This is a genomic window from Streptomyces sp. NPDC092370 (genome assembly GCF_044755265.1).
Classification (GTDB): domain Bacteria; phylum Actinomycetota; class Actinomycetes; order Streptomycetales; family Streptomycetaceae; genus Streptomyces.
In genome coordinates this window covers 296,945-315,486 of the sequence record NZ_JBIVQO010000003.1, presented here as the reverse complement: position 1 = coordinate 315,486, position 18,542 = coordinate 296,945, and the positions used below count along the sequence as shown (strand labels likewise).

Sequence of the window (18,542 nt, the reverse complement as noted above, 5' to 3'; positions counted from 1 at the left end):
CTCACAGCTCGGGGGCGACCTCGGCGCCGAACGCCGCGATCTGGTCGACGAGTTCGGCGCCGCTCCGGCTGCGGAACCGCACCTGGATCTGGTGCACGCCCATCGCGCGGTACGCCCGCAGCGACTCGGCGAGCTCGCGCGGCCCGCCGGTGAGGGTCCGGCGCCCCACGTCCCACCGGGGCGTGCCGACGTACAGCGGCTCGGTGATGGCGCCCACCGTGAACGGGCCCCGTACGCCGGCTTGTTCACGCAGCTCCCCGATGCGGGCGATCCGCGCGGGCAGCCGGTCCCTCGGATCCCCCTGCGGCAGCCACCCGTCGCCCTTGAGGGCGGCCCGCCGGAGGGCGGCGGGCGAGGAGCCTCCGACCCACAGGGGAACGGGGTCCTGCACCGGCCGGGGCCGCTGCCCGAGCCCCTCGAAGTCGTACAGCTTGCCGTGGTGCTCGGGGAACTCCTCCGGCCCGAGGGCGGCGCGCAGGGCGTCCACGCACTCGTCGAGCACGGCCCCGCGCCGGCGGAAGTCGACGCCCAGGGCCTCGAACTCCTCCGGCACGTGCCCTGCCCCGACGCCGAGGATCAGGCGACCGCTCGAAAGGTGGTCGAGGGTGGCGTACTGCTTGGCGGTGAGCAGCGGGTGCCGCAGCCCGACGATCGCGACATGGCTGAGCAGCCGGATCCGTTCGGTGGCGGCGGCGAGGAAGGCGAGCGTGGCGACGGGGTCGTACCACACGGTGCTCATGGCGGCGGCGAGCCGGCGGGGGATGCCGACGTGGTCGCAAGCGGCCAGGTAGTCGAATCCGGCCCGGTCGGCGGCGCGGGCGATCTCCAGCAGGTCGGCGGGCCCGGCCGCCGCCTCCCACCCCTCCGCGTAGAGGGTGCTCTGCGACTGGACGGGAAGCTGCATCCCGTAGCGCAGGCTCACCGCGCGCCGCCGCCCGGCCACAGGCCCTCGGCCGTCAGCCCGAGCAGTTCGATGGCGTTGCCCCGCACGATCCGCTCCACGACCTCCGGCTCCAGGTGCCCCATCTGCGCCTCGCCGACCTCGCGGGACTTGGGCCAGGTGGAGTCGGAGTGGGGGTAGTCGGTCTCGTAGAGGACGTTGCCGACGCCGATCGAGTCGAGGTTGCGCAGTCCGAAGGCGTCGTCGAAGAAGCAGCCGTAGACGTGCTCGGCGAACAGTTCGGACGGCGGCCGGTGCACCTTGTCGGCGACGCCGCCCCAGCCGCGGTTCTCCTCCCACACCACGTCGGCCCGTTCCAGGATGTAGGGGATCCAGCCGATCTGGCCTTCCGCGTACATGACCTTGAGGTTCGGGAACTGCTCGAACTTGCCGCTCATCAGCCAGTCGACCATGGAGAAGCAGCAGTTGGCGTACGTGATGGTGGAGCCGACGGCGGGCGGGGCGTCCGCGGAGGTGGACGGCATGCGGCTGCTGGAGCCGATGTGCATGGCGACGACCGTGCCGGTCTCGTCGCACGCGGCGAGGAACGGGTCCCAGCCGTCGGTGTGGATGGAGGGCAGCCCGAGGAACGGCGGTATCTCGGAGAAGGCGACCGCACGGACGCCGCGGGCGGCGTTGCGCCGGACCTCGGCCGCCGCCAGTTCGGCGTCCCACAGGGGGATGAGAGGCAGGGGTATGAGCCGCCCGTGCGCGTCCGGGCCGCACCACTCCTCCACCATCCAGTCGTTGTAGGCGCGCACGCAGAGCAGGCCCAGCTCGTGGTCCTTCGCCTCGGTGAAGGTCTGGCCGCAAAAGCGCGGGAACGTCGGGAAGCAGAGGGCGGACTGGACGTGGTTGACGTCCATGTCGGCCAGCCGCTCGGTGACGTCGTAGGAACCGGGCCGCATCTGCTCGTAGGTGATGACTTCGAGCCGGATCTCGTCCCTGTCGTACCCGACCGCGGTGTCGAGCCGGGTCAGGGGCCGGCGCAGATCCTCGTAGACCCACCAGTCCCCGACGGGACCGTCGTCCCCGGGCTGCCCCATGACCGGCTTGAAGCGGCCTCCGAGGAAGGTCATCTCCTTCACGGGAGCCCGGACGATCCGCGGCCCGGCGCTCCGGTACTTCTCCGGAAGCCGGTCCTGCCAGACGCTCGCGGGCTCCACGGTGTGGTCGTCCACGGAGATGATCAGCGGAAAGGTGCTGTCGTGGGTGTCCATGGCGCTCACGGTAGCGCTGATCTGACGGGGCGTCAGCTATGCGTACGGGGGCCGGTTCCGGCCGTGATGGCGTGATCCACTCGGTCCGGCCCGGCACATGCGGAGAGTGTGTGCAGACCTGGTGGTCTCCCGTGCGCCGCCCTGTGATCGGTGTCTCCCACGGCTGACGTATCCGCCGTCAACAAGGCAAACTGGCGTGGTTGCTCAGGATGTCTAGGGGGACTTCATGGACGGTGTACCGGACGGTGTGCCGCGCGTACCGGAGCAGCGGCGTCCCGACCACGCGTCGACATCGCCGGAGCCGGCGACGCCGGAAGGGCTCACGGAGCCGGGGGACTCCAAGGCGCTGCGCTTCAGCGTGCTCGGCCCCGTGCGCGCGCGGCGCGGTGACGAGCCGGTCACCACCGGATCCCCCCAGCAACGCGCCCTGCTGGCCGCCCTGCTGCTGCGCGAGGGCCGGACCGCCACGGCGGCGGAGCTGATCGACGCCCTGTGGGGCGAGGAACCGCCCTCGCAGGCACTGGCGGCGGTACGGACGTACGCCTCACGCCTGCGCAAGGTGCTGTCCCCGGGCGGCGAAGGGCGCCGGTCCGGCGGCACCGGCACCACCGCCGGCGCCGTCCTGGTCAGCGAGTCCGGCGGCTACGCGATCCGGGGGCTGGCCGAGGGCGCCTTGGACCTCACCGTCGCCCAGGACCTGGCGACGGAGGCGGAGAAGGCCCGCTCCGCCGGCGACCTCTGCCACGCCCGCACCACCCTGCGCCGCGCCCTCGCCCTGTGGGAGGGGGAGACCCTGGCCGGTGTGCCCGGCCCCTATGCGGAGGCCCAGCGTGTCCGGCTGGAGGAGTGGCGGCTCCAGCTCCTGGAATCCCGCCTCGACATGGACCTGGAGCAGGGCTGCCACGCCGAGGCGGTCTCCGAGCTCACGGCCCTCACCGCGGCGCACCCCCTGCGCGAACGGCTCCGCGAGCTCCTGATGCTGGCGCTCTACCGCAGCGGCCGTCAGGCCGAGGCCCTGGCCGTGTACGCCGACACCCGGCGGCTGCTCGCCGACGAACTCGGTGTGGACCCGCGCCCCGGCCTGAGCGAACTGCAACAGCGGATCCTCCAGGCGGACCCCTCACTGGCGGAGCCCTCCTCCCCCGCCCCCGAACCGGCCGCTGTCCCGGTCCGCCCGGCACAACTGCCCGCGACGGTGCCGGACTTCACCGGCCGCTCCGGTTTCGTCCGCGAGCTCGGCGACATCCTCGCCTCCGCCGAGGGCCGGGTCATGGCGGTCTCGGCCCTGGCCGGCATCGGCGGCGTCGGCAAGACGACCCTCGCCGTGCACGTGGCGCACCAGGCCCGCGCGGCGTTCCCGGACGGGCAGCTGTACGTCGACCTCCAGGGCGCGGGCGCCCGTGCGGCGGAACCGGAGACGGTCCTGGGCTCGTTCCTGCGCGCCCTCGGCACGGCCGACTCGGCGATCCCCGACTCCCTGGAGGAACGCGCGGCCCTGTACCGCTCCGTCCTGGCCGGGCGCCGGGTGCTGGTTCTGCTGGACAACGCCCGCGACGCCGCCCAGGTACGTCCGCTGCTGCCCGGCACGGACGGCTGTGCCGCACTGGTCACCTCCCGGATGCGGATGGTGGACCTGGCCGGGGCCCATCTGATCGACCTCGACGTGATGTCACCGGACGAGGCGCTCGCACTGTTCACGAAGATCGTGGGTGAGGAGCGGGTGGCGTCCGAACGGAAGGCCGCCCTGGACGTGGTGGCGGCCTGCGGTTTCCTGCCGCTGGCGATCCGCATCGCGGCGTCCCGCCTGGCGGCCCGCCGTACCTGGACGGTGTCGGTCCTCGCGGTGAAACTCGCCGACGAACGCCGCCGCCTGGACGAACTCCAGGCCGGCGACCTGGCCGTCAAGGCGACCTTCGAGCTCGGCTACGGCCAGCTGGAGCCAGCCCAGGCCCGCGCGTTCCGCCTGCTCGGCCTGGCGGACGGCCCCGACATCTCCCTGGCCGCCGCGGCGGCGGTCCTGGACCTGCCGCTCGAGGACACCGAGGACCTGCTGGAGTCCCTCGTGGACACCTCCCTCCTCGAATCGGCCGCCCCCGGCCGTTACCGCTTCCACGACCTGGTGCGGCTCTACGCGCGTGCCTGCGCGGAAAGGGATGAACTGTCCCCGAGCGAACGGAGCTCGGCGCTGTCCCGGCTGCTGGACTTCTACCTGGCGTCCGCGGCGCGCGTGTACGCGATCGAGCGGCCGGGCGACCGGCTGGTGCACCATCTGGAACCCACGTCGTACCCGGGGCTGCGGTTCGACGACCGGCACGCGGCACAGGACTGGCTGTACGCGGAGGCCATCTGTCTCCTCGCGTGCGTACGGCAGTCCGCGGGGCAGCCGGAGACCCTCCCCCGGGCGATCGACCTGCTGTGGGCGGCGCACGACCTTTCCGAGTCGGGGGCCAACTCCAAGGAGTACGAGGCGACGGCCGGGGCGCTCGTCGACGCGGCCCGCTCGCACGGCCTCGGGCGGGCGGAAGCACGCGCGCTGATGACGCTCGTCAACGTCCACCACGTGAGCGGCCGTTTCGAACGGGCCGAGGAGGAGGCCGAGCGGGCCATCCTGCTCGCGCAGGAGTCCGACGACCTGCTCCCCGTCTGCTGGGCGCGCAACGCCCGCGGCATCATCGCGCTCTACCAGAACCGGCACACGGACGGAGAGGAGCACCTCTCCCGGGCCATCGAGCACTTCCGGGCCCTGGGCGACCGCCCCGGCGAGGCCGCCGCGCTCTGCAACCTCTCCCGGATCCACCTCGCGACCGGGCGGACCCAGAGCGCGGTCGCGCTGGCCCAGGAGGGCATCGACATCTACGACGGCATGGGCAACTCCATGCGCGGTGCGAACGCCCGCTACGCCCTCGGGCTCGCCCTCACCCAGAGCGGGGAGCTGGGCAAGGCCGCCGACCGGCTCCAGGAGGCGGTGGAGGTGTTCCGCGACAGCAGGCAGCGCCTGTGGGAGGGCATGAGCCTGTTCCGGCTGGCCGAGGTGGATCTCGCCGCCCGGCGCGCGGCACGGGCCGCCGCCAACGCCGAGATGGCCCTCACGGTGCTGCGCGGCATCGGCGGACAGTGGCGGCGGGGCAACGTCCTCACGGTCCTCGGGCGCGCACTCAGCGGCATCGGCCAGACCGGCCGGGCCCAGGTCTGCTGGCAGGAAGCGGCCGCGATCTACGAGGAGTTGGGCTCGCCGGAGGCCGCCGAGGTGCGTGCGCTGCTGTCCCCGGTGCAGGCGGCCTGAGGGCCCGTCGGTGCGTTCATCATTCGTTTATCGCCGCACGCCATGATGGACGCAGTCGATCCGTCGCGTCGGGGGGCAGACGGGTCACCGCGCGGGCCTCGCCCTGATCATTCGGGGCGAGCGGCCCGGGTGGGCCTGCCCGGTCATCCTCGGGGGAGTGACCGGGCGGGCCCGCCGATCCCACTGCTTGATCCATGCCAAGGGGAGTTGACGATCATGGGCGACGAGCTCAAGCCGCAGGACCTGCACGCCACCGCCGAGCCGCTGAAGACCAAGGACGCGCAGGCCGCGGAGGAGGGTGCCGTCAAGAAGCAGGACCTGCACGCGACCGAGGAGCCGCTCGAGGTCAAGGACCTGCACGCGACGTCGGAGCCCTTCAAGCCGACGAAGTAAGCCACCACTCACGGGGTTCGGCCGCGGCGGCGCGGAGGGGGAGCCGTCGCGGCCGAGGTGTGTCCGCGAGCGGACGGCGTCGCGTCAGAGTGGAACGACCCGCACGCCCGGCCCGCGCGGTTTCCCCATGTCGTCCTCGCCGGAGGTGAAGAGCACCACGCCTGCGGGCCGCCGGCTCGCGATCACGGCCAGGGCCGCGTCTATCGCGTACGTCCGGGGTGCCGTCCGCCCGGCAGCGTGCGCCGCCGGTTCCGGCGCGCGATAGTGGACCCGCGCAGATCACCCGTCGGCCCGATCCCGAAGGCGGCCCCCATGCCCGGCGAGCAGCCCCACCTGTACGAGACCCTCGACGAGCGGTTCCGGACGGGGAGGTGCCAGGCGGGGGACTCGCGGCTGGAGACGCTGTACGAGGGGTGCCGGTGGGCCGAGGGGCCGGTGTACGTGCCCGCCGGGCGCTATCTGGTGTGGAGCGACATCCCCAACGACCGGCTGCTGCGGTGGGACGAGACCACCGGGGCCGTCGGCGTCTTCCGCTCGCCCGCCGGGTACCCGAACGGCAGCACCCTGGACGGCGAGGGCCGTCTCATCACCTGTGAGCAGGGCAATCGGAGGGTGACCCGGACCGAGCACGACGGGTCGGTCACCGTGCTCGCCGAGCGGTTCAGGGGCAAGCGGCTCAACAGCCCGAACGACGCCGTGGTGAGGTCGGACGGGTCGGTGTGGTTCTCGGATCCCGAGTTCGGGATCGCCACCGACTACGAGGGGCATCGCGCCGACAGCGAGATCGGCGCCCGTAACGTCTACCGCGTCGACCCCGCGAGCGGCGAGGTGCGGCTGGTCGCCGACGGGTTCCAGGGGCCGAACGGGCTCGTCTTCTCGCCGGACGAGCGGCAGCTGTACGTGTCCGACAGCATCGCCAACCACATCCGCGTCTTCGACGTCCACGAGGACGGGTCGGCCCTCTCGGGCGGTGACGTCTTCACCGAGTGCGCGCACGGCACCTTCGACAACATCCGGTTCGACGACGCGGGGCGGCTCTGGGCGGCCGCGATGGACGGGGGCGTGCACTGTTACGACCCCGACGGCACGCTCCTGGGCCGCATCCTGGTGCCCGGCACCGTCGCCAACGTCCGGTTCGGCGGTGCCCGGCGCAATCGCCTGTTCATCGCCGCCGACACCACCCTCTACTCCCTGATGATGTCGGTCACCGGCACCCCGGCCCTGCCGCTCGGCCGGTGACCGCGTCCCGCAGGGCGCCCTTCAGGACCTTCCCGCTCGCGTTGCGCGGCAGCCGCGCGACGAACTCCACCGTTCTCGGCACCTTGTAGTTCGCCATCTCCCTGCGGGACCAGGCGATCAGGTCGTCGGCGGTCAGCAGGGCGCCGGGGCGCCGCACGACGTAGGCCCGGCCGACCTCCCCGAGCCGGGCGTCCGGCACGCCGATCACCGCCACGTCCGCCACGTCCGGGTGGAGGCCCAGGAGCTGCTCTATCTCGGCGGGGTAGGCGTTGAAGCCGCCGACGATGAACATGTCCTTGAGGCGGTCGGTGATGCGCAGATTGCCCGCCGCGTCCAGGACTCCGACGTCGCCGGTGCGCAGCCAGCCGTCCGGTGCCAGCACCTCGGCGGTGGCCCGCTCGTCCTCGTGGTAGCCGGTCATGACGGTGAAGCCGCGGACCAGGACCTCGCCCGGCACCCCGGGTCCCAGGGGCCGGCCCTCGGGGTCCACGACCCGGACCCGCGTGCCGGGGACGGCCCGGCCGGACGTGGACGCGATGACGGCCGGGTCGTCGCCGCGCCGGCACATCGTGACGATCCCGCTGGCCTCGGAGAGGCCGTACGCCGTGAGGACGGTGCCGATGCCGAGTTCGCCGCGCAGCCGTTCCACCAGCGCCAGCGGCACCACGGCCGCTCCCGTCACCACCAGGCGGAGGGTCGAGAGGTCGTGGGCGTCCCGTGCGGGGTGGTCGAGGAGGGACTGGAGGAGGGTCGGGGGGCCGGGGAGGACGGAGACCCGCTCCGCGGCGATGTTGGCCAGGACGGTGTCCACACCGGACACCGGCTGGGGGATCATCGTCGCGCCCCGCATGAGGCAGGCGATCACCCCGGCCTTGTAACCGAAGGTGTGGAAGAAGGGGTTGACGATCAGATAGCGGTCGCCGCGGGTGAGGCCGGCCAGGTCGCCCCAGATGTCGTACGCCCGCAGCGTCTGGTCGTGGGTGATGACCGCGCCCTTGGGGCGGCCCGTGGTGCCGGAGGTGAAGACGATGTCCGAGGGCCAGGACCCCCGCACGGCGGCGGCCCTTTCCCGCACCTGGGCCGACCCCGTCCCCTCCCCGCTCGCCAGGAAGTCCTTCCAGGTCAGGAAACCCACCGGGGCATCGTCCGAGAGAACCACCGCGTGCTCCAGGGCCGGCAGGCCGGGCAGCGGTCCGGCGCCCGGGCCGTCCCCCGCCGCCCGGCGCAGGGACGCCACGTACGAGGTGCCGAGGAACGTGCCGGTGACGAACAGCAGCCGGGCTCCGCTGCGCCGCAGCACGTCCGCCGCTTCGGCCCCCTTGAAGCGGGTGTTCAGCGGTACGAGCACCGCGCCCGCCGATACGGCTCCCAGGGCGCCGACGATCCAGTCGAGCGAGTTCGGCGCCCAGATGCCGACCCGGTCGCCCGGCTCGATCCCGTTCGCCAGGCAGGCCGCCGCCGCGCGCTCCACGCGCGCACCCAGTTCCGCGTAGGTGACGCGGGTGCGGCCCTCGACGACCGCCTCGTCGTCCGCGTATCTCTCGGCCGCCGCCCTGACCAGGCCCGGAACGCTTCCCCATGCCGTATCCGCCCGCACCGCACGCCTCCCCACGCCATAGGAGCTGACTGTCCGTCAGATTATCTGTAATCTGACGACCTGTCAGCGACCGTTCGGGCCCGGAGGTGCGCGCAGCATGGCAGCAGGATCGGGAGGCCTCAAGGACGCCACCGCTCTCGTCGGCATAGGTCAGACGCCCTTCGCCAAACGGCTCCCGGAGGACGAACGCACCCTCGCCTGCCGAGCCGTCCTGGCCGCTCTGGACGACGCCGGGATCGCGCCCGGTGAGGTCGACGCCCTGGCCTCCTACACCATGGAGGAGACGGACGAGGTGGAGCTGGCCAAGGCCTGCGGCTTCGGTGACCTCACCTTCTTCAGCAAGGTCGGCTTCGGGGGCGGGGGTTCGTGCGCCACCGTCGCCCATCTCGCCGCCGCCATCGCCGCCGGGCAGGCGAGCGTCGGGGTGGCCTGGCGGTCCCGCAAGCGAGGCAGCGGACCCCGGCCCTGGACCAACACGACCGTCCAGCTCCCGACCCCGGCCCAGTGGACCCGGCCGTTCGGGCTGCTGCGGCCCGCCGACGAGATCGCGATGCTCACCCGCCGCTACCTGCACGAGTACGGCGCCACCCGGGACCACCTGTTCAACGTCGCCCTGGCCTGCCGCAACCGGGCCAACCAGAACCCCGCCGCGGTCATGTACGACCGGCCCCTCACCCGCGAGATGTACATGACCTCCCGCTGGATCAGCGAGCCGCTCTGCCTCTTCGACAACTGCCTGGAGACCGACGGGGCGCTGGCCTGTGTCGTGGTCTCCGCCGAGCGGGCCCGCGACTGCCGGCGCCGGCCCGTCTACGTCCACTCCGCCGCCCAGTCGCTGCCCGCCCAGCACCACGGCATGGTCAACTACTGGAACGACGACCCCCTCACCGGCCCCGCCTGGAGCGCCGCCCGGCACCTGTGGAAACACTCCGACCTGGCCCCGGAGGACGTCGACGTCGCCCAGATCTACGACGCCTTCACGCCGCTGGTCCTGCTCTCCCTGGAGGGCTACGGCTTCTGCGGGCGCGGTGAGGGCGGGGCGTTCACCGAGGGCGGGGCACTGGAGATCGGCGGGCTGCTGCCGGTGAACACCGGCGGGGGCGGGCTGTCCGAGGCCTACGTCCACGGCTTCAACCTCATCAACGAAGGGGTGAAGCAGCTGCGGGGGACGAGCACCGCCCAGGTGCCGGGCGCCTCCGCCTGTCTGGTCACGGCGGGCGAAGGGGTCCCGACCTCCGCCCTGCTGCTGAGGAATTGAGGAGCGACCATGCTGCGTCCCGTCCCCGACCCCGACGGCGCCCCGTTCTGGGAGTACGCCGCACACGGCGAACTGCGCGTCCAGGCCTGCGCCGCATGCGGAGAACTCCGCTTCCCGCCCCGGCCCTGCTGCCCGCACTGCCAGTCCTTCGAGGCCGAATGGCGGCCGGTGTCCGGCCGGGGCCGGGTCTGGTCGTACGTCGTGGCCCATCCGCCGCTGCTGCCCGACTACGCCGCGCAGGCGCCGTACAACGTGGTCGTCGTCGAGCTGGAGGAAGCGCCCCGGATCCGGCTGGTGGGCAACCTGGTCACCGGGGCGGGGCAACCGCTCGGCTCCTGCCCGGCCGAGAGCCTTCGCATCGGCGCCCGGGTGCGGGCCGTCTTCCACGACGACCTTCCCCAGTGGGTTCCGGAGCGGTCATGAGCAGCGTCCTGGTGCGGACCGACGCGGACAGCGGGGTCGCCGTCGTGACGCTCAACCGGCCCGAGCGGCTCAACGCCGTCGACCTCGCCATGGCCGGCGAACTCGCCTCCACCTGGGACGAGCTGCGGTTCGACGACTCCGTGCGGGCGATCGTCCTCACCGGGGCCGGCGAGCGTGCCTTCTGCACCGGCATCGACCGGGACGCCGTCGTGCCGCAGCCGAACTCGCCCTACGCGCAGGACGATCCGCTGCTCGGCATCGGACCGAAGGCCAACGACCTGTGGAAGCCGGTCGTGGCCGCCGTGCACGGCATGGCCTGCGGAGGTGCCTTCTATCTGCTCGGCGAGGCCGAGTTCGTCGTCGCGGACACCACCGCCTCCTTCTTCGACCCGCACACCACCTACGGCATGGTCAGCGCCTACGAGTCCGTCCTGATGGCGCAGCGCATGCCCTACGGGGAGGTCGCGCGGATGGCGTTGATGGGCACGGCGGAGCGGATCTCGGCCCGGCGTGCGTACGAGACCGGGCTGGTGTCGGAACTCGTGGCGAAGGGCGAGGCCTTGGGGGCGGCTGCCGGGTGTGCCGCCGTCCTCGCCGGATATCCCACCGAGGCCGTGCAGGGGACGGTGCGGGCCCTGTGGGCCGCGAGTGAGGCGGGGCGCTCGCAGGGGATCGCGCAGGCACCACACCTGATCGCACTCGGGAACGCGGCGGGTGCGCGGCAGGCCCGGCTGTTCGCGGGACGGTCGCGGGAGTACCGGTTGCGCGGGTAAAAGTCGTTTACATATACATGCGTATGCTCGGGGGGTGGTTGAGCATCGGATGATCGACGTCAATGGCATACAGCTGCACATCGCGGAGCAGGGCGAGGGCCCGCTCGTGGTGCTGCTGCACGGATTCCCGGAGTCCTGGCACTCCTGGCGGCACCAGTTCGGGCCGCTGGCCGAGGCGGGTTTCCGGGTGGTCGCGCCCGACCAGCGCGGGTACGGCGGCAGTGACCGCCCCGAGGACGTGAACGCGTACAGCATCCTCCACCTGGTGGGGGACGTGGTGGGGCTGATCCACGCGCTGGGCGAGGAACGGGCGTTCGTCGTCGGGCACGACTGGGGCGCCCCGGTGGCCTGGCACACCGCGCTGCTGCGGCCGGACGTGGTGCGCGGGGTGGCCGGGTTGAGCGTGCCGCCGCCGTTCCGCGGGAGCCGGCCCCCGCTGGAGACCATGCAGGAGCGGTTCCAGGGCCGGTTCTACTGGAACTACTTCCACCGGCCCGGGGTCGCGGAGGCCGAGTTCAGCGCCGACACCCGCACGACCCTGCGCAAGCTGCTGTACTCCGCCTCCGGTGACGCGCCGGACGCCGGGCGTCCCGAGCAGGCCCTGGTCGACCTGGAGCGCGGCTGGCTCACGGACGCGCCGAACCCCGAGGTGCTGCCCGAGTGGCTCACCGAGGAGGACCTCGACCTGCTCACCGAGAGCTTCGAGCCGGGTTTCACGGGCGCGCTCAACTGGTACCGCAACCTGGACCGCAACTGGGAGCTGACCGCACCCTGGCAGGGCGCGGTCGTCTCCCCGCCCGCGCTGTACGTGTACGGCGACCGGGACCTCGTGCCCGCCTTCCCGGGCACGCCCGAACTGATCAAGCAGCTGCCCGGGTTGATGCCGAACCTGCGCCGCAAGCCGCTCGTGCTGCCGGGCTGCGGCCACTGGACGCAGCAGGAGCGGCCCGCCGAGGTGAACGAGGCGCTGATCGAATTCCTGACGGAACTGCGGGACTGACGCCCCGCGAGGGCGGGGCCCCTCAGTCGTCCGCCAGGGCCTGGCGGCCGACGTCGCAGTGGTCGACCGAGTCCACCGGGCCCGAGCCGCCGCCGCTCGCGCGGTCATCGTCGCCGGAGCCGCAGGAACCGCCGCCCGAGCCCTACGAGCCGCCGCTCGGCGTCGACCACCGAGCCGCCGCTCGCGCGGTCATCGTCGCCGGAGGGGCGGGAACCGCCACCCGAGCCCTACGAGCCGCCGCTCGGCGTCGACGACCTCGAACCGTCGTGGTCCCGGCCGGAGCCGCCGCACCCGCCGCCGCGGCTCCGGCCGGACGAGGAACCGGTCAGTGCCAGGACGACCAGGACCAGCACCGCCGTCTACCTGAGCCTGCGCCCCCGTGTCTGCGTCGCGGAGAGCCTGGGGGCACCTGCCACGGTCATGCCACTGCGGCGACCGGGTGGGTACCCGGCGTGGCGTCTTGGGCGGAAGCGGTGAACGGGCCGCTTCCCGACGAGCGACGGCCGCCGCCCGGAGCCCCTTCCGCACCGGTGCGACGGCCGCCCGGGCCGGTCAGGCGGTGCGTGCCGTGCCCGTGCCCTTCTCCGCGTCCAGTGCGTACACACAGCGGTCCTTGCTGCACGCGTACACCACCCCGTCCCGGACGACCGGGGAGCCGGTGATCTCGCCGCCGGTGGCGAGCTTCCAGCGCAGCCGGCCGTCGTCGGCCTTCAGGGTGTAGAGCAGGTGGTCGGTGGAGCCGAAGTGGATACGGCCCTCGGCGACCGAGGGGGTGCCCACGATGTCGCCGCCCGCCTGGAAGCGCCACTTGGGTGTGCCGGTGACCGCGTCGAGGGTGTAGAGGCCCTTGCCGCTGCCCACGTGGACATGGCCGGCGGCGACCAGGACGGGGTCGACACAGGAGCGGGCCTCGGTGGCGATGCGCCAGCGGTCGCGGCCGTCGGTGGCGTCGAGGGCGTAGACCGTGCCGAGGTAGTCGGCGAGGTAGATGCCGCCGCCGGTGACGGCCGGGCCGGGGACGAAGGTGGGCGGGCACACGAACACGGCCGGGGCCTCGAAGTGCCACTTCACATGCCCGGCGGCCACGTCGAGGGCGAGGACGCGGGTGCCGGCGCAGACGTAGACGTAGCCGTCGGTGGCCTGCGTGAGCCGGACCGGGACGCCGCCGCAGGAGGCCGCGTCGCCGATCGGGTACGACCAGCGCTCCTCGCCGGTGCGGGCGTCCAGGGCGCGCAGCCGGGCGTCCTGCCACACGTAGACCGTGCCGTCGTGCAGGACGGGTCCGGCCTCGGGGGACTCGAAGTCGGACTGGCAGCCGGTGACCTCCCAGAGCTTCTGGCCGCCGGAGGCCTCCCAGCCCTGGACGCCGCCGCCGCGGGTGCCGGTGACGACGGTGCCGCGGCCGGCCTTGAGCGAGTAGACCCAGGCGTCCGTCTGCAGGCGCCACAGGTCGCCGCCCTCACGGGCGTCCAGGGCGAACAGGGTGGGCCCGTCGGAGGCGTGGATACGGCCGTCGGCGACCGCCATGGACCAGGCGACGTCCCGGGTCTTGAAGCGGCGGCGGCCGGTGGCGACGTCCAGGGCGTGCACCTCGAAGGAGGTGACGTAGACCAGGTCGTCGGCGACGGAAGGGGTGCCCCAGACGTCGTTGGACATGCGGAAGCGCCAGGGCCGCCAGCCACCGGCCTGCTCCGGCGGTGCGGCCGGGGCCGGGGGCGCGGCGACGGCGGGGCCCACAGCGGGGTCCGTGCCGTTGACGCCCGGGCGGGGCTTGGACCAGGAGGCGGCGAGGGCGGCCTCCGGAGAGGGCGCCTGGACGGCGGCGGCACGCACGTCGGCGACCCGCGGGCCGGGGCCGATGGGCACCTTGGCGCCGGCCAGCCGGACGGGGCCGGTGTCGGGGCCGCCGGCCGGCGCGGGGGCGGGCGCCGGGACGACGGGGTCGTGCGAGGGCGGGGGCGGGATGGGCGCGGGGCCGGGGGCGGGGCGTCCGCCGCCGCCGCGTCCGGCGCTCTGGGCGGGCTTGCCGGCCGGGCGGCCGTTGCGGCGGGACTCGATCAGGCCCACGGCCCGCTCGGGCAGCCACGCGGAGGCCGTGCCACTGTCGTCGGAGCCGGAGCCGAAGAGGTGGGGGGCCAGCTGGGCCTGGAGGTCGGCCGGGTTGGGGCGGGCCGTCGGGTCCATCTGCATACAGGACTCGATGAGCGGCCGCAGTTCGTCCGGGAGCCCTTCGAGGTCCGGGCCCTCGCGCAGCAGCATGAAGACCGTCTCGACCGGGTTGGCGCCGTGGTAGGGCGGGTGCCCGGTGGCGGCGAAGACCAGCATCGAGCCCAGGGAGAAGACGTCGCTGGCGCCGGTGACGCTGCGGGAGTCCTTGGCCTGCTCGGGGGACATGTAGGCGGGGGTGCCGACGGCGACGTTCGTCATCGTCAGACGGGTGTTCGAAACGCCGGACGCGATACCGAAGTCGATCACCCGGGGCCCGTCCTCGACGACGAGGACGTTCGACGGCTTGAGGTCCCGGTGCACCAGACCCGCGCCGTGGATGGACTGGAGCGCCTCGGCCACGCCCGCCGCCAGCCAGCGCACCGCCTGGGCCGGCATCGGGCCGCAGTCGTTCACTATCTCCTCGAGGGAGGGCGCGGGGACGTACGCGGTGGCCAGCCACGGCACGGCGGCGCGCGGGTCGGCGTCCACGACCGCGGCCGTGTAGAAGCCGGAGACGGCGCGGGCCGCCTCCACCTCACGGGTGAAGCGGACCCGGAACAGCTGGTCCTCGGCCAGCTCCGTCCGGACGGTCTTGATCGCCACGCGCCGGCCGGACGCCGAACGCGCGAGATAGACCAGCCCCATGCCGCCGGCACCCAGCCGTCCCAGCACCTCGAACGGCCCGATCCGCCGCGGATCGTGCTGCGTCAGCTGATCCACCACTCTGCCTGCCACCTCCCCGTACGAGCCGCGCCAAGCCACATGTTCCACGCGACCCCGTGCAGCGTCTCACCACCGCACCGCCATGGCGGCACGCACCCTGATTCTTCCTGGCCGGAGCCGTGGTGGCGAACCCGCTGACAATTGGGATGTCTCGATGCAAAGGTGATCAAACGATGACCAAACAATGCCTGCTCAGCGGTGCAGCAGCGCGAAGGACGCCCCCTGATTGTCCGTGACGACGGCCACCTCGCCGTACGAGGTCTCGAAGGGCGGGGCCTGCACCCGGCCGCCGAGCCGCTTCACGTCCTCCAGCGCGGCCGCGACGTCCTCGACCGCGAAGTGCACCAGGAAGTGGGGTGGCATCTCGGCGGGGAACACGTCGGAGACGGAGGCACGGCCGAAGTCCGGCGCGGCGTCCGGCCCGAACAGGGCCTCCTGGAAGAGATCGCCGTAGAACGCGTTGGCGGCCTCGGTGTCCCGGGCGTACAGCTCGGCCCAGGCGAAGGTGCCCGGCTCGTGCCGCTTGCCGAAACCGGGGTGCTCCTCCGGCTGCCACAGGGCGAAGACGGCACCCTCGGGGTCGGTGACGAGCGCGGTGACGCCCAGATCGCCGGCCGGCACCGGCGCCGAGACGACCTGTCCGCCCGCGTCCCGGATGCGCCGGGCCAGGGCCGGTGCGTCCGGGGTCGCGAAGTACACCGTCCAGACGGTGGGCAGCCGGCCGTCCACCTTGCGGACCAGAGCCGCCACGGGCTCGCCGTCCTTCAGCGCCTGTGCGAAGGAGCCGAACCAGTCCTCGAAGGACCACCCGAAAAGTTCCCCGTAGAACCGCTTGCCCGCCTCGACGTCGGGAAGCTGCGCGTCCACCCAGCAGGGGACGCCCTCTCCGTACACCGATGCCCTGTTTTCGGCCATGCCGACAACGTAACCGCGTCTGCCGCAACCCGCAGACCAGGCACACCAGCCTCGGCACTCCCTCACACCCCATTTGCAGTCGGCCGAATCGCGCCCCGAACACGCCTCGGTAAGCTGACGGCATGACAGGACAAGTGCGTACCGTCGACGGCCGCGTGGCCGGGCGGCGTGGGCAGGCGACCCGGCAGAAGCTGCTCGACTGCCTCAGCGAGATGCTCAGCTCCTCCCCGTACCGGGACGTCAAAGTCATCGATGTCGCCCGGAAGGCGGGTACTTCGCCCGCGACCTTCTACCAGTACTTCCCGGACGTCGAGGGCGCCGTTCTGGAGATCGCCGAGCAAATGGCGGCCGAGGGCGCCGCGTTGACGGAGCTCCTCCAGGGCCGCTCCTGGGCCGGCAAGGCCGGTTGGCAGACGGCTCAGGAGCTCGTCGACGGTTTCCTGGAGTTCTGGCGCAAGAACGACGCGATCCTCCGGGTCGTCGATCTCGGTGCCGCCGAGGGTGACAAGCGTTTCTACAAACTCCGCATGAAGATCCTCAATTCGGTGAACAACTCCCTCGCGGACGCCGTCGCCGAGCTCCAGTCCAAGGGCAGGGTCGACAAGGACGTGAACCCGGCGGCCGTCGCCGGCTCGCTCGTCGCGATGCTCGCGGCCGTCGCCTCCCACCAGAAGGGATTCTCCTCCTGGGGCGTGAAACAGGCCGAACTGAAACCGAACCTCGCCCTGTTGGTGCACCTGGGCGTCACCGGCCGGAAGCCGACGAAGTAGCGCGGCGCGGCGGCCTCTTATCCATCAAGTCCTGTCTGGCAGGCGGCGGTTCACCCGGGTGAACCGCCGCCTGTCGCGCTCCCGGCCCTCCGCACGAGCCGGAACACCCGGATCTCCCGCTCCACCCGCGCCTGGTACGTCGCGTACGGCGGCCAGAACGCCAGCAGCGCCCGCCACACCGCCGCCCGCTCCTCCCCCGCCAGCAGCAGGGCCGTGACCGGGACGTCCTGCCCCTTCCAGCTGATCTCGGCGTCGGGATGCGCGAGCAGGTTGTGACTCCAGGCGGGGTGCCCCGGCCGCCCGAAGTTGGACCCGACGAGGATCCAGGCGCGCCCGCCGTCCTCCGGCATACAGGCCAGCGGCGTACGCCGGGCGAGCCCGCTCCTCGCCCCGGTCGAGGTCAGCACCACACCGGGGAGCAGTTGGGCGCTGAGCAGCACCTTTCCCCGGGTGAGCCGGTGGACGACCCGGTCGAGGACGGGCACCACGTGCGGCGCCACGCGGGCGAAGCCCCTGGTCGACGACACCTTCTGCACCACGCGCGCACCCCTCATGTGCAGGCCTCCTCGAAGACGTGTGCCGTGTCGGCGGCGTGCGCCCGCAGCCGGTGCACCGGCCCGAACAGCAGCTCGTCGCCCGCGGCACGCTTGAAGTACAGGTGAGCCTCGTGTTCCCAGGTGAACCCGAGGCCGCCGTGCAACTGGATCCCGTCGGCGGCGGCGCGGCGCAGGGCTTCGAGTGCCTGGGCGAGGGCGAGGCCTCCGGCCGCCTCCTCGCGGGCGGGAGCGGGAGCCTCGACGGCGGCCCAGGCCGCGTAGTACGCCGCCGAGCGGGCCGCCTGCACCTGGACGTACGCGTCGGCCAGCCGGTGCTTGACCGCCTGGAAGGAGCCGACCGGCCGCCCGAACTGCTCGCGCCGCGCCACGTATGCGACGGTCCGCTCCAGCACCCGGTCGGCGGCCCCCACGGCCTCGGCCGCGAGACAGGCCGCGGCGGCGTCCCCGAGCCGGGCGAGGGCGGCGAGGACGTCCACGGCGTCACCGCCCAGCAACTCGGCCGGGACGTCGCGCAGCTGGACGCGCGCCTGCGGACGGGTCGCGTCCAGCGCGGTCTGCCGTACACGCGTCAGACCGGCGGCCTCACCGCGGACGAGGAAGGGCAGCACCCGGGACCGGGCGAATCCCCCGGTGTGCGCGGCGACCACCAGCAGGTGAGCACTGTGCCCGTCGACGACCTGCTCGACCTGCCCGTACAGCCGCCAGCCGCCCTCCGCCCGCCGGGCCTGCACTCCCCCGGCCCGTCCGCCGCCCGCCCACCGACCGTGCCGGTCGCTGCCGGTGAGCGCGAGGGCGGTGGCGAGGGCCGGCCCCGGTACGGCGAGGGCGGCGGTGAGGCGGCCGGAGGCGATGGGCGGCAGCAGTTCGGCGCGCTGGGCGCCGGTGCCGAGGGCCAGCAGCAGCGGGGCGGTGAGCACGGCGGTGGCGAGCAGGGGCGTGGGGGCGAGGGCCCGGCCCGTCTCCTCGCAGGCCAGGGCCAGTTCGGTGGCTGAGCAGCCGACACCGCCGTAGGCCTCGGGGAGGGCCAGGGCGGGCAGGCCGAGCCGTTCGGCGAGGGTGGTCCACAGGGCCCGGTCGTGACCGGCCGGGGTGTCGACGGCGGCCCGCAGCTCCCCGGGACCGCACCGCTTGGTCAGCAGTTCGCGCAGGGTGCGGCGGATCTCGTCCTGTTCGTCGGTGAAGCGGGCGTCCATGGGGCACCTCTCTCCGCATCTGACGATGCGTCATATTAGGGCGACGGGCC

Annotated in this window: 15 protein-coding genes; 8 read left to right on the top strand and 7 right to left on the bottom strand. The window is 73.1% G+C overall.

Going from position 1 to position 18,542, the window contains the following annotated elements:
- Position 1: 1 nt before the first annotated feature.
- A complete protein-coding gene (locus ACIQHQ_RS12640) occupies positions 2-904 on the bottom strand; it encodes a TIGR03619 family F420-dependent LLM class oxidoreductase (protein ID WP_402611926.1) in 903 nt (300 codons plus the stop codon).
- Between the two features lie 14 nt (positions 905-918).
- A complete protein-coding gene (locus ACIQHQ_RS12635) occupies positions 919-2,160 on the bottom strand; it encodes an amidohydrolase family protein (RefSeq protein WP_402611925.1) in 1,242 nt (413 codons plus the stop codon).
- A 226-nt stretch (positions 2,161-2,386) separates the two neighbouring features.
- On the opposite strand from ACIQHQ_RS12635, the gene ACIQHQ_RS12630 reads away from it, so the two are divergent.
- The 3 genes from ACIQHQ_RS12630 (at position 2,387) to ACIQHQ_RS12620 (ending at position 7,075) form a co-directional block, all read left to right on the top strand.
- The gene (locus ACIQHQ_RS12630) at positions 2,387-5,443 is read left to right on the top strand and encodes an AfsR/SARP family transcriptional regulator (RefSeq protein WP_402611924.1); all 3,057 of its coding nucleotides are present in this window, start codon (positions 2,387-2,389) and stop codon (positions 5,441-5,443) included.
- A gap of 216 nt (positions 5,444-5,659) precedes the next feature.
- Positions 5,660-5,836: a hypothetical protein gene (locus ACIQHQ_RS12625; RefSeq protein ID WP_402611923.1), complete on the top strand. Its 177-nt coding sequence runs from the start codon at positions 5,660-5,662 to the stop codon at positions 5,834-5,836.
- 312 nt (positions 5,837-6,148) lie between these two features.
- Positions 6,149-7,075 (top strand): SMP-30/gluconolactonase/LRE family protein, encoded by a 927-nt coding sequence (locus tag ACIQHQ_RS12620; protein ID WP_402611922.1) that lies wholly within the window; start codon positions 6,149-6,151, stop codon positions 7,073-7,075.
- Here ACIQHQ_RS12620 and ACIQHQ_RS12615 read toward each other — a convergent pair.
- Entirely contained in the window at positions 7,041-8,672 is a 1,632-nt protein-coding gene (locus tag ACIQHQ_RS12615; RefSeq protein ID WP_402611921.1) for a FadD3 family acyl-CoA ligase, read from the bottom strand. The two genes, ACIQHQ_RS12620 and ACIQHQ_RS12615, sit on opposite strands and share 35 nt — an antisense overlap.
- 97 nt (positions 8,673-8,769) lie before the next feature.
- Here ACIQHQ_RS12615 and ACIQHQ_RS12610 point away from each other — a divergent pair, with 97 nt between their 5' ends.
- From ACIQHQ_RS12610 to ACIQHQ_RS12595, 4 genes are read left to right on the top strand one after another with little or no spacing between them, the layout of a single operon-like run.
- Positions 8,770-9,930 carry a lipid-transfer protein gene (locus ACIQHQ_RS12610; RefSeq protein WP_402611920.1) on the top strand — a complete coding sequence of 387 codons (1,161 nt, stop codon included), beginning with the start codon at positions 8,770-8,772 and terminating at the stop codon, positions 9,928-9,930.
- 9 nt (positions 9,931-9,939) lie between these two features.
- A complete protein-coding gene (locus ACIQHQ_RS12605) occupies positions 9,940-10,353 on the top strand; it encodes a Zn-ribbon domain-containing OB-fold protein (RefSeq protein ID WP_402611919.1) in 414 nt (137 codons plus the stop codon).
- Positions 10,350-11,126: an enoyl-CoA hydratase/isomerase family protein gene (locus ACIQHQ_RS12600; protein WP_402611918.1), complete on the top strand. Its 777-nt coding sequence runs from the start codon at positions 10,350-10,352 to the stop codon at positions 11,124-11,126. Before ACIQHQ_RS12605 ends, ACIQHQ_RS12600 begins: the two co-directional genes overlap by 4 nt.
- A 49-nt stretch (positions 11,127-11,175) precedes the next feature.
- Positions 11,176-12,126: an alpha/beta fold hydrolase gene (locus tag ACIQHQ_RS12595; protein ID WP_402612176.1), complete on the top strand. Its 951-nt coding sequence runs from the start codon at positions 11,176-11,178 to the stop codon at positions 12,124-12,126.
- A 552-nt stretch (positions 12,127-12,678) separates the two neighbouring features.
- Here the strand turns inward: ACIQHQ_RS12595 and ACIQHQ_RS12590 are convergent.
- Entirely contained in the window at positions 12,679-15,057 is a 2,379-nt protein-coding gene (locus ACIQHQ_RS12590) for a PQQ-binding-like beta-propeller repeat protein (protein WP_402611917.1), read from the bottom strand.
- 192 nt (positions 15,058-15,249) lie between these two features.
- Complete coding sequence (locus ACIQHQ_RS12585) at positions 15,250-15,972, bottom strand: VOC family protein (RefSeq protein ID WP_402611916.1); 723 nt, start codon at positions 15,970-15,972, stop codon at positions 15,250-15,252.
- A gap of 134 nt (positions 15,973-16,106) precedes the next feature.
- On the opposite strand from ACIQHQ_RS12585, the gene ACIQHQ_RS12580 reads away from it, so the two are divergent.
- Positions 16,107-16,742, top strand: coding sequence for a TetR family transcriptional regulator (locus ACIQHQ_RS12580; RefSeq protein WP_402612175.1), 636 nt, complete (start codon positions 16,107-16,109; stop codon positions 16,740-16,742).
- Positions 16,743-16,792: 50 nt separating this feature from the next.
- Here ACIQHQ_RS12580 and ACIQHQ_RS12575 read toward each other — a convergent pair whose 3' ends face one another.
- Together ACIQHQ_RS12575 and ACIQHQ_RS12570 are read right to left on the bottom strand one after the other, a co-directional pair.
- Positions 16,793-17,296, bottom strand: coding sequence for a nitroreductase/quinone reductase family protein (locus ACIQHQ_RS12575; protein ID WP_402611915.1), 504 nt, complete (start codon positions 17,294-17,296; stop codon positions 16,793-16,795).
- Positions 17,293-18,492, bottom strand: a complete 1,200-nt coding sequence (locus ACIQHQ_RS12570) for an acyl-CoA dehydrogenase family protein (RefSeq protein ID WP_402611914.1) — start codon at positions 18,490-18,492, stop codon at positions 17,293-17,295. Before ACIQHQ_RS12570 ends, ACIQHQ_RS12575 begins: the two co-directional genes overlap by 4 nt.
- Between the last annotated feature and the right edge of the window lie 50 nt (positions 18,493-18,542).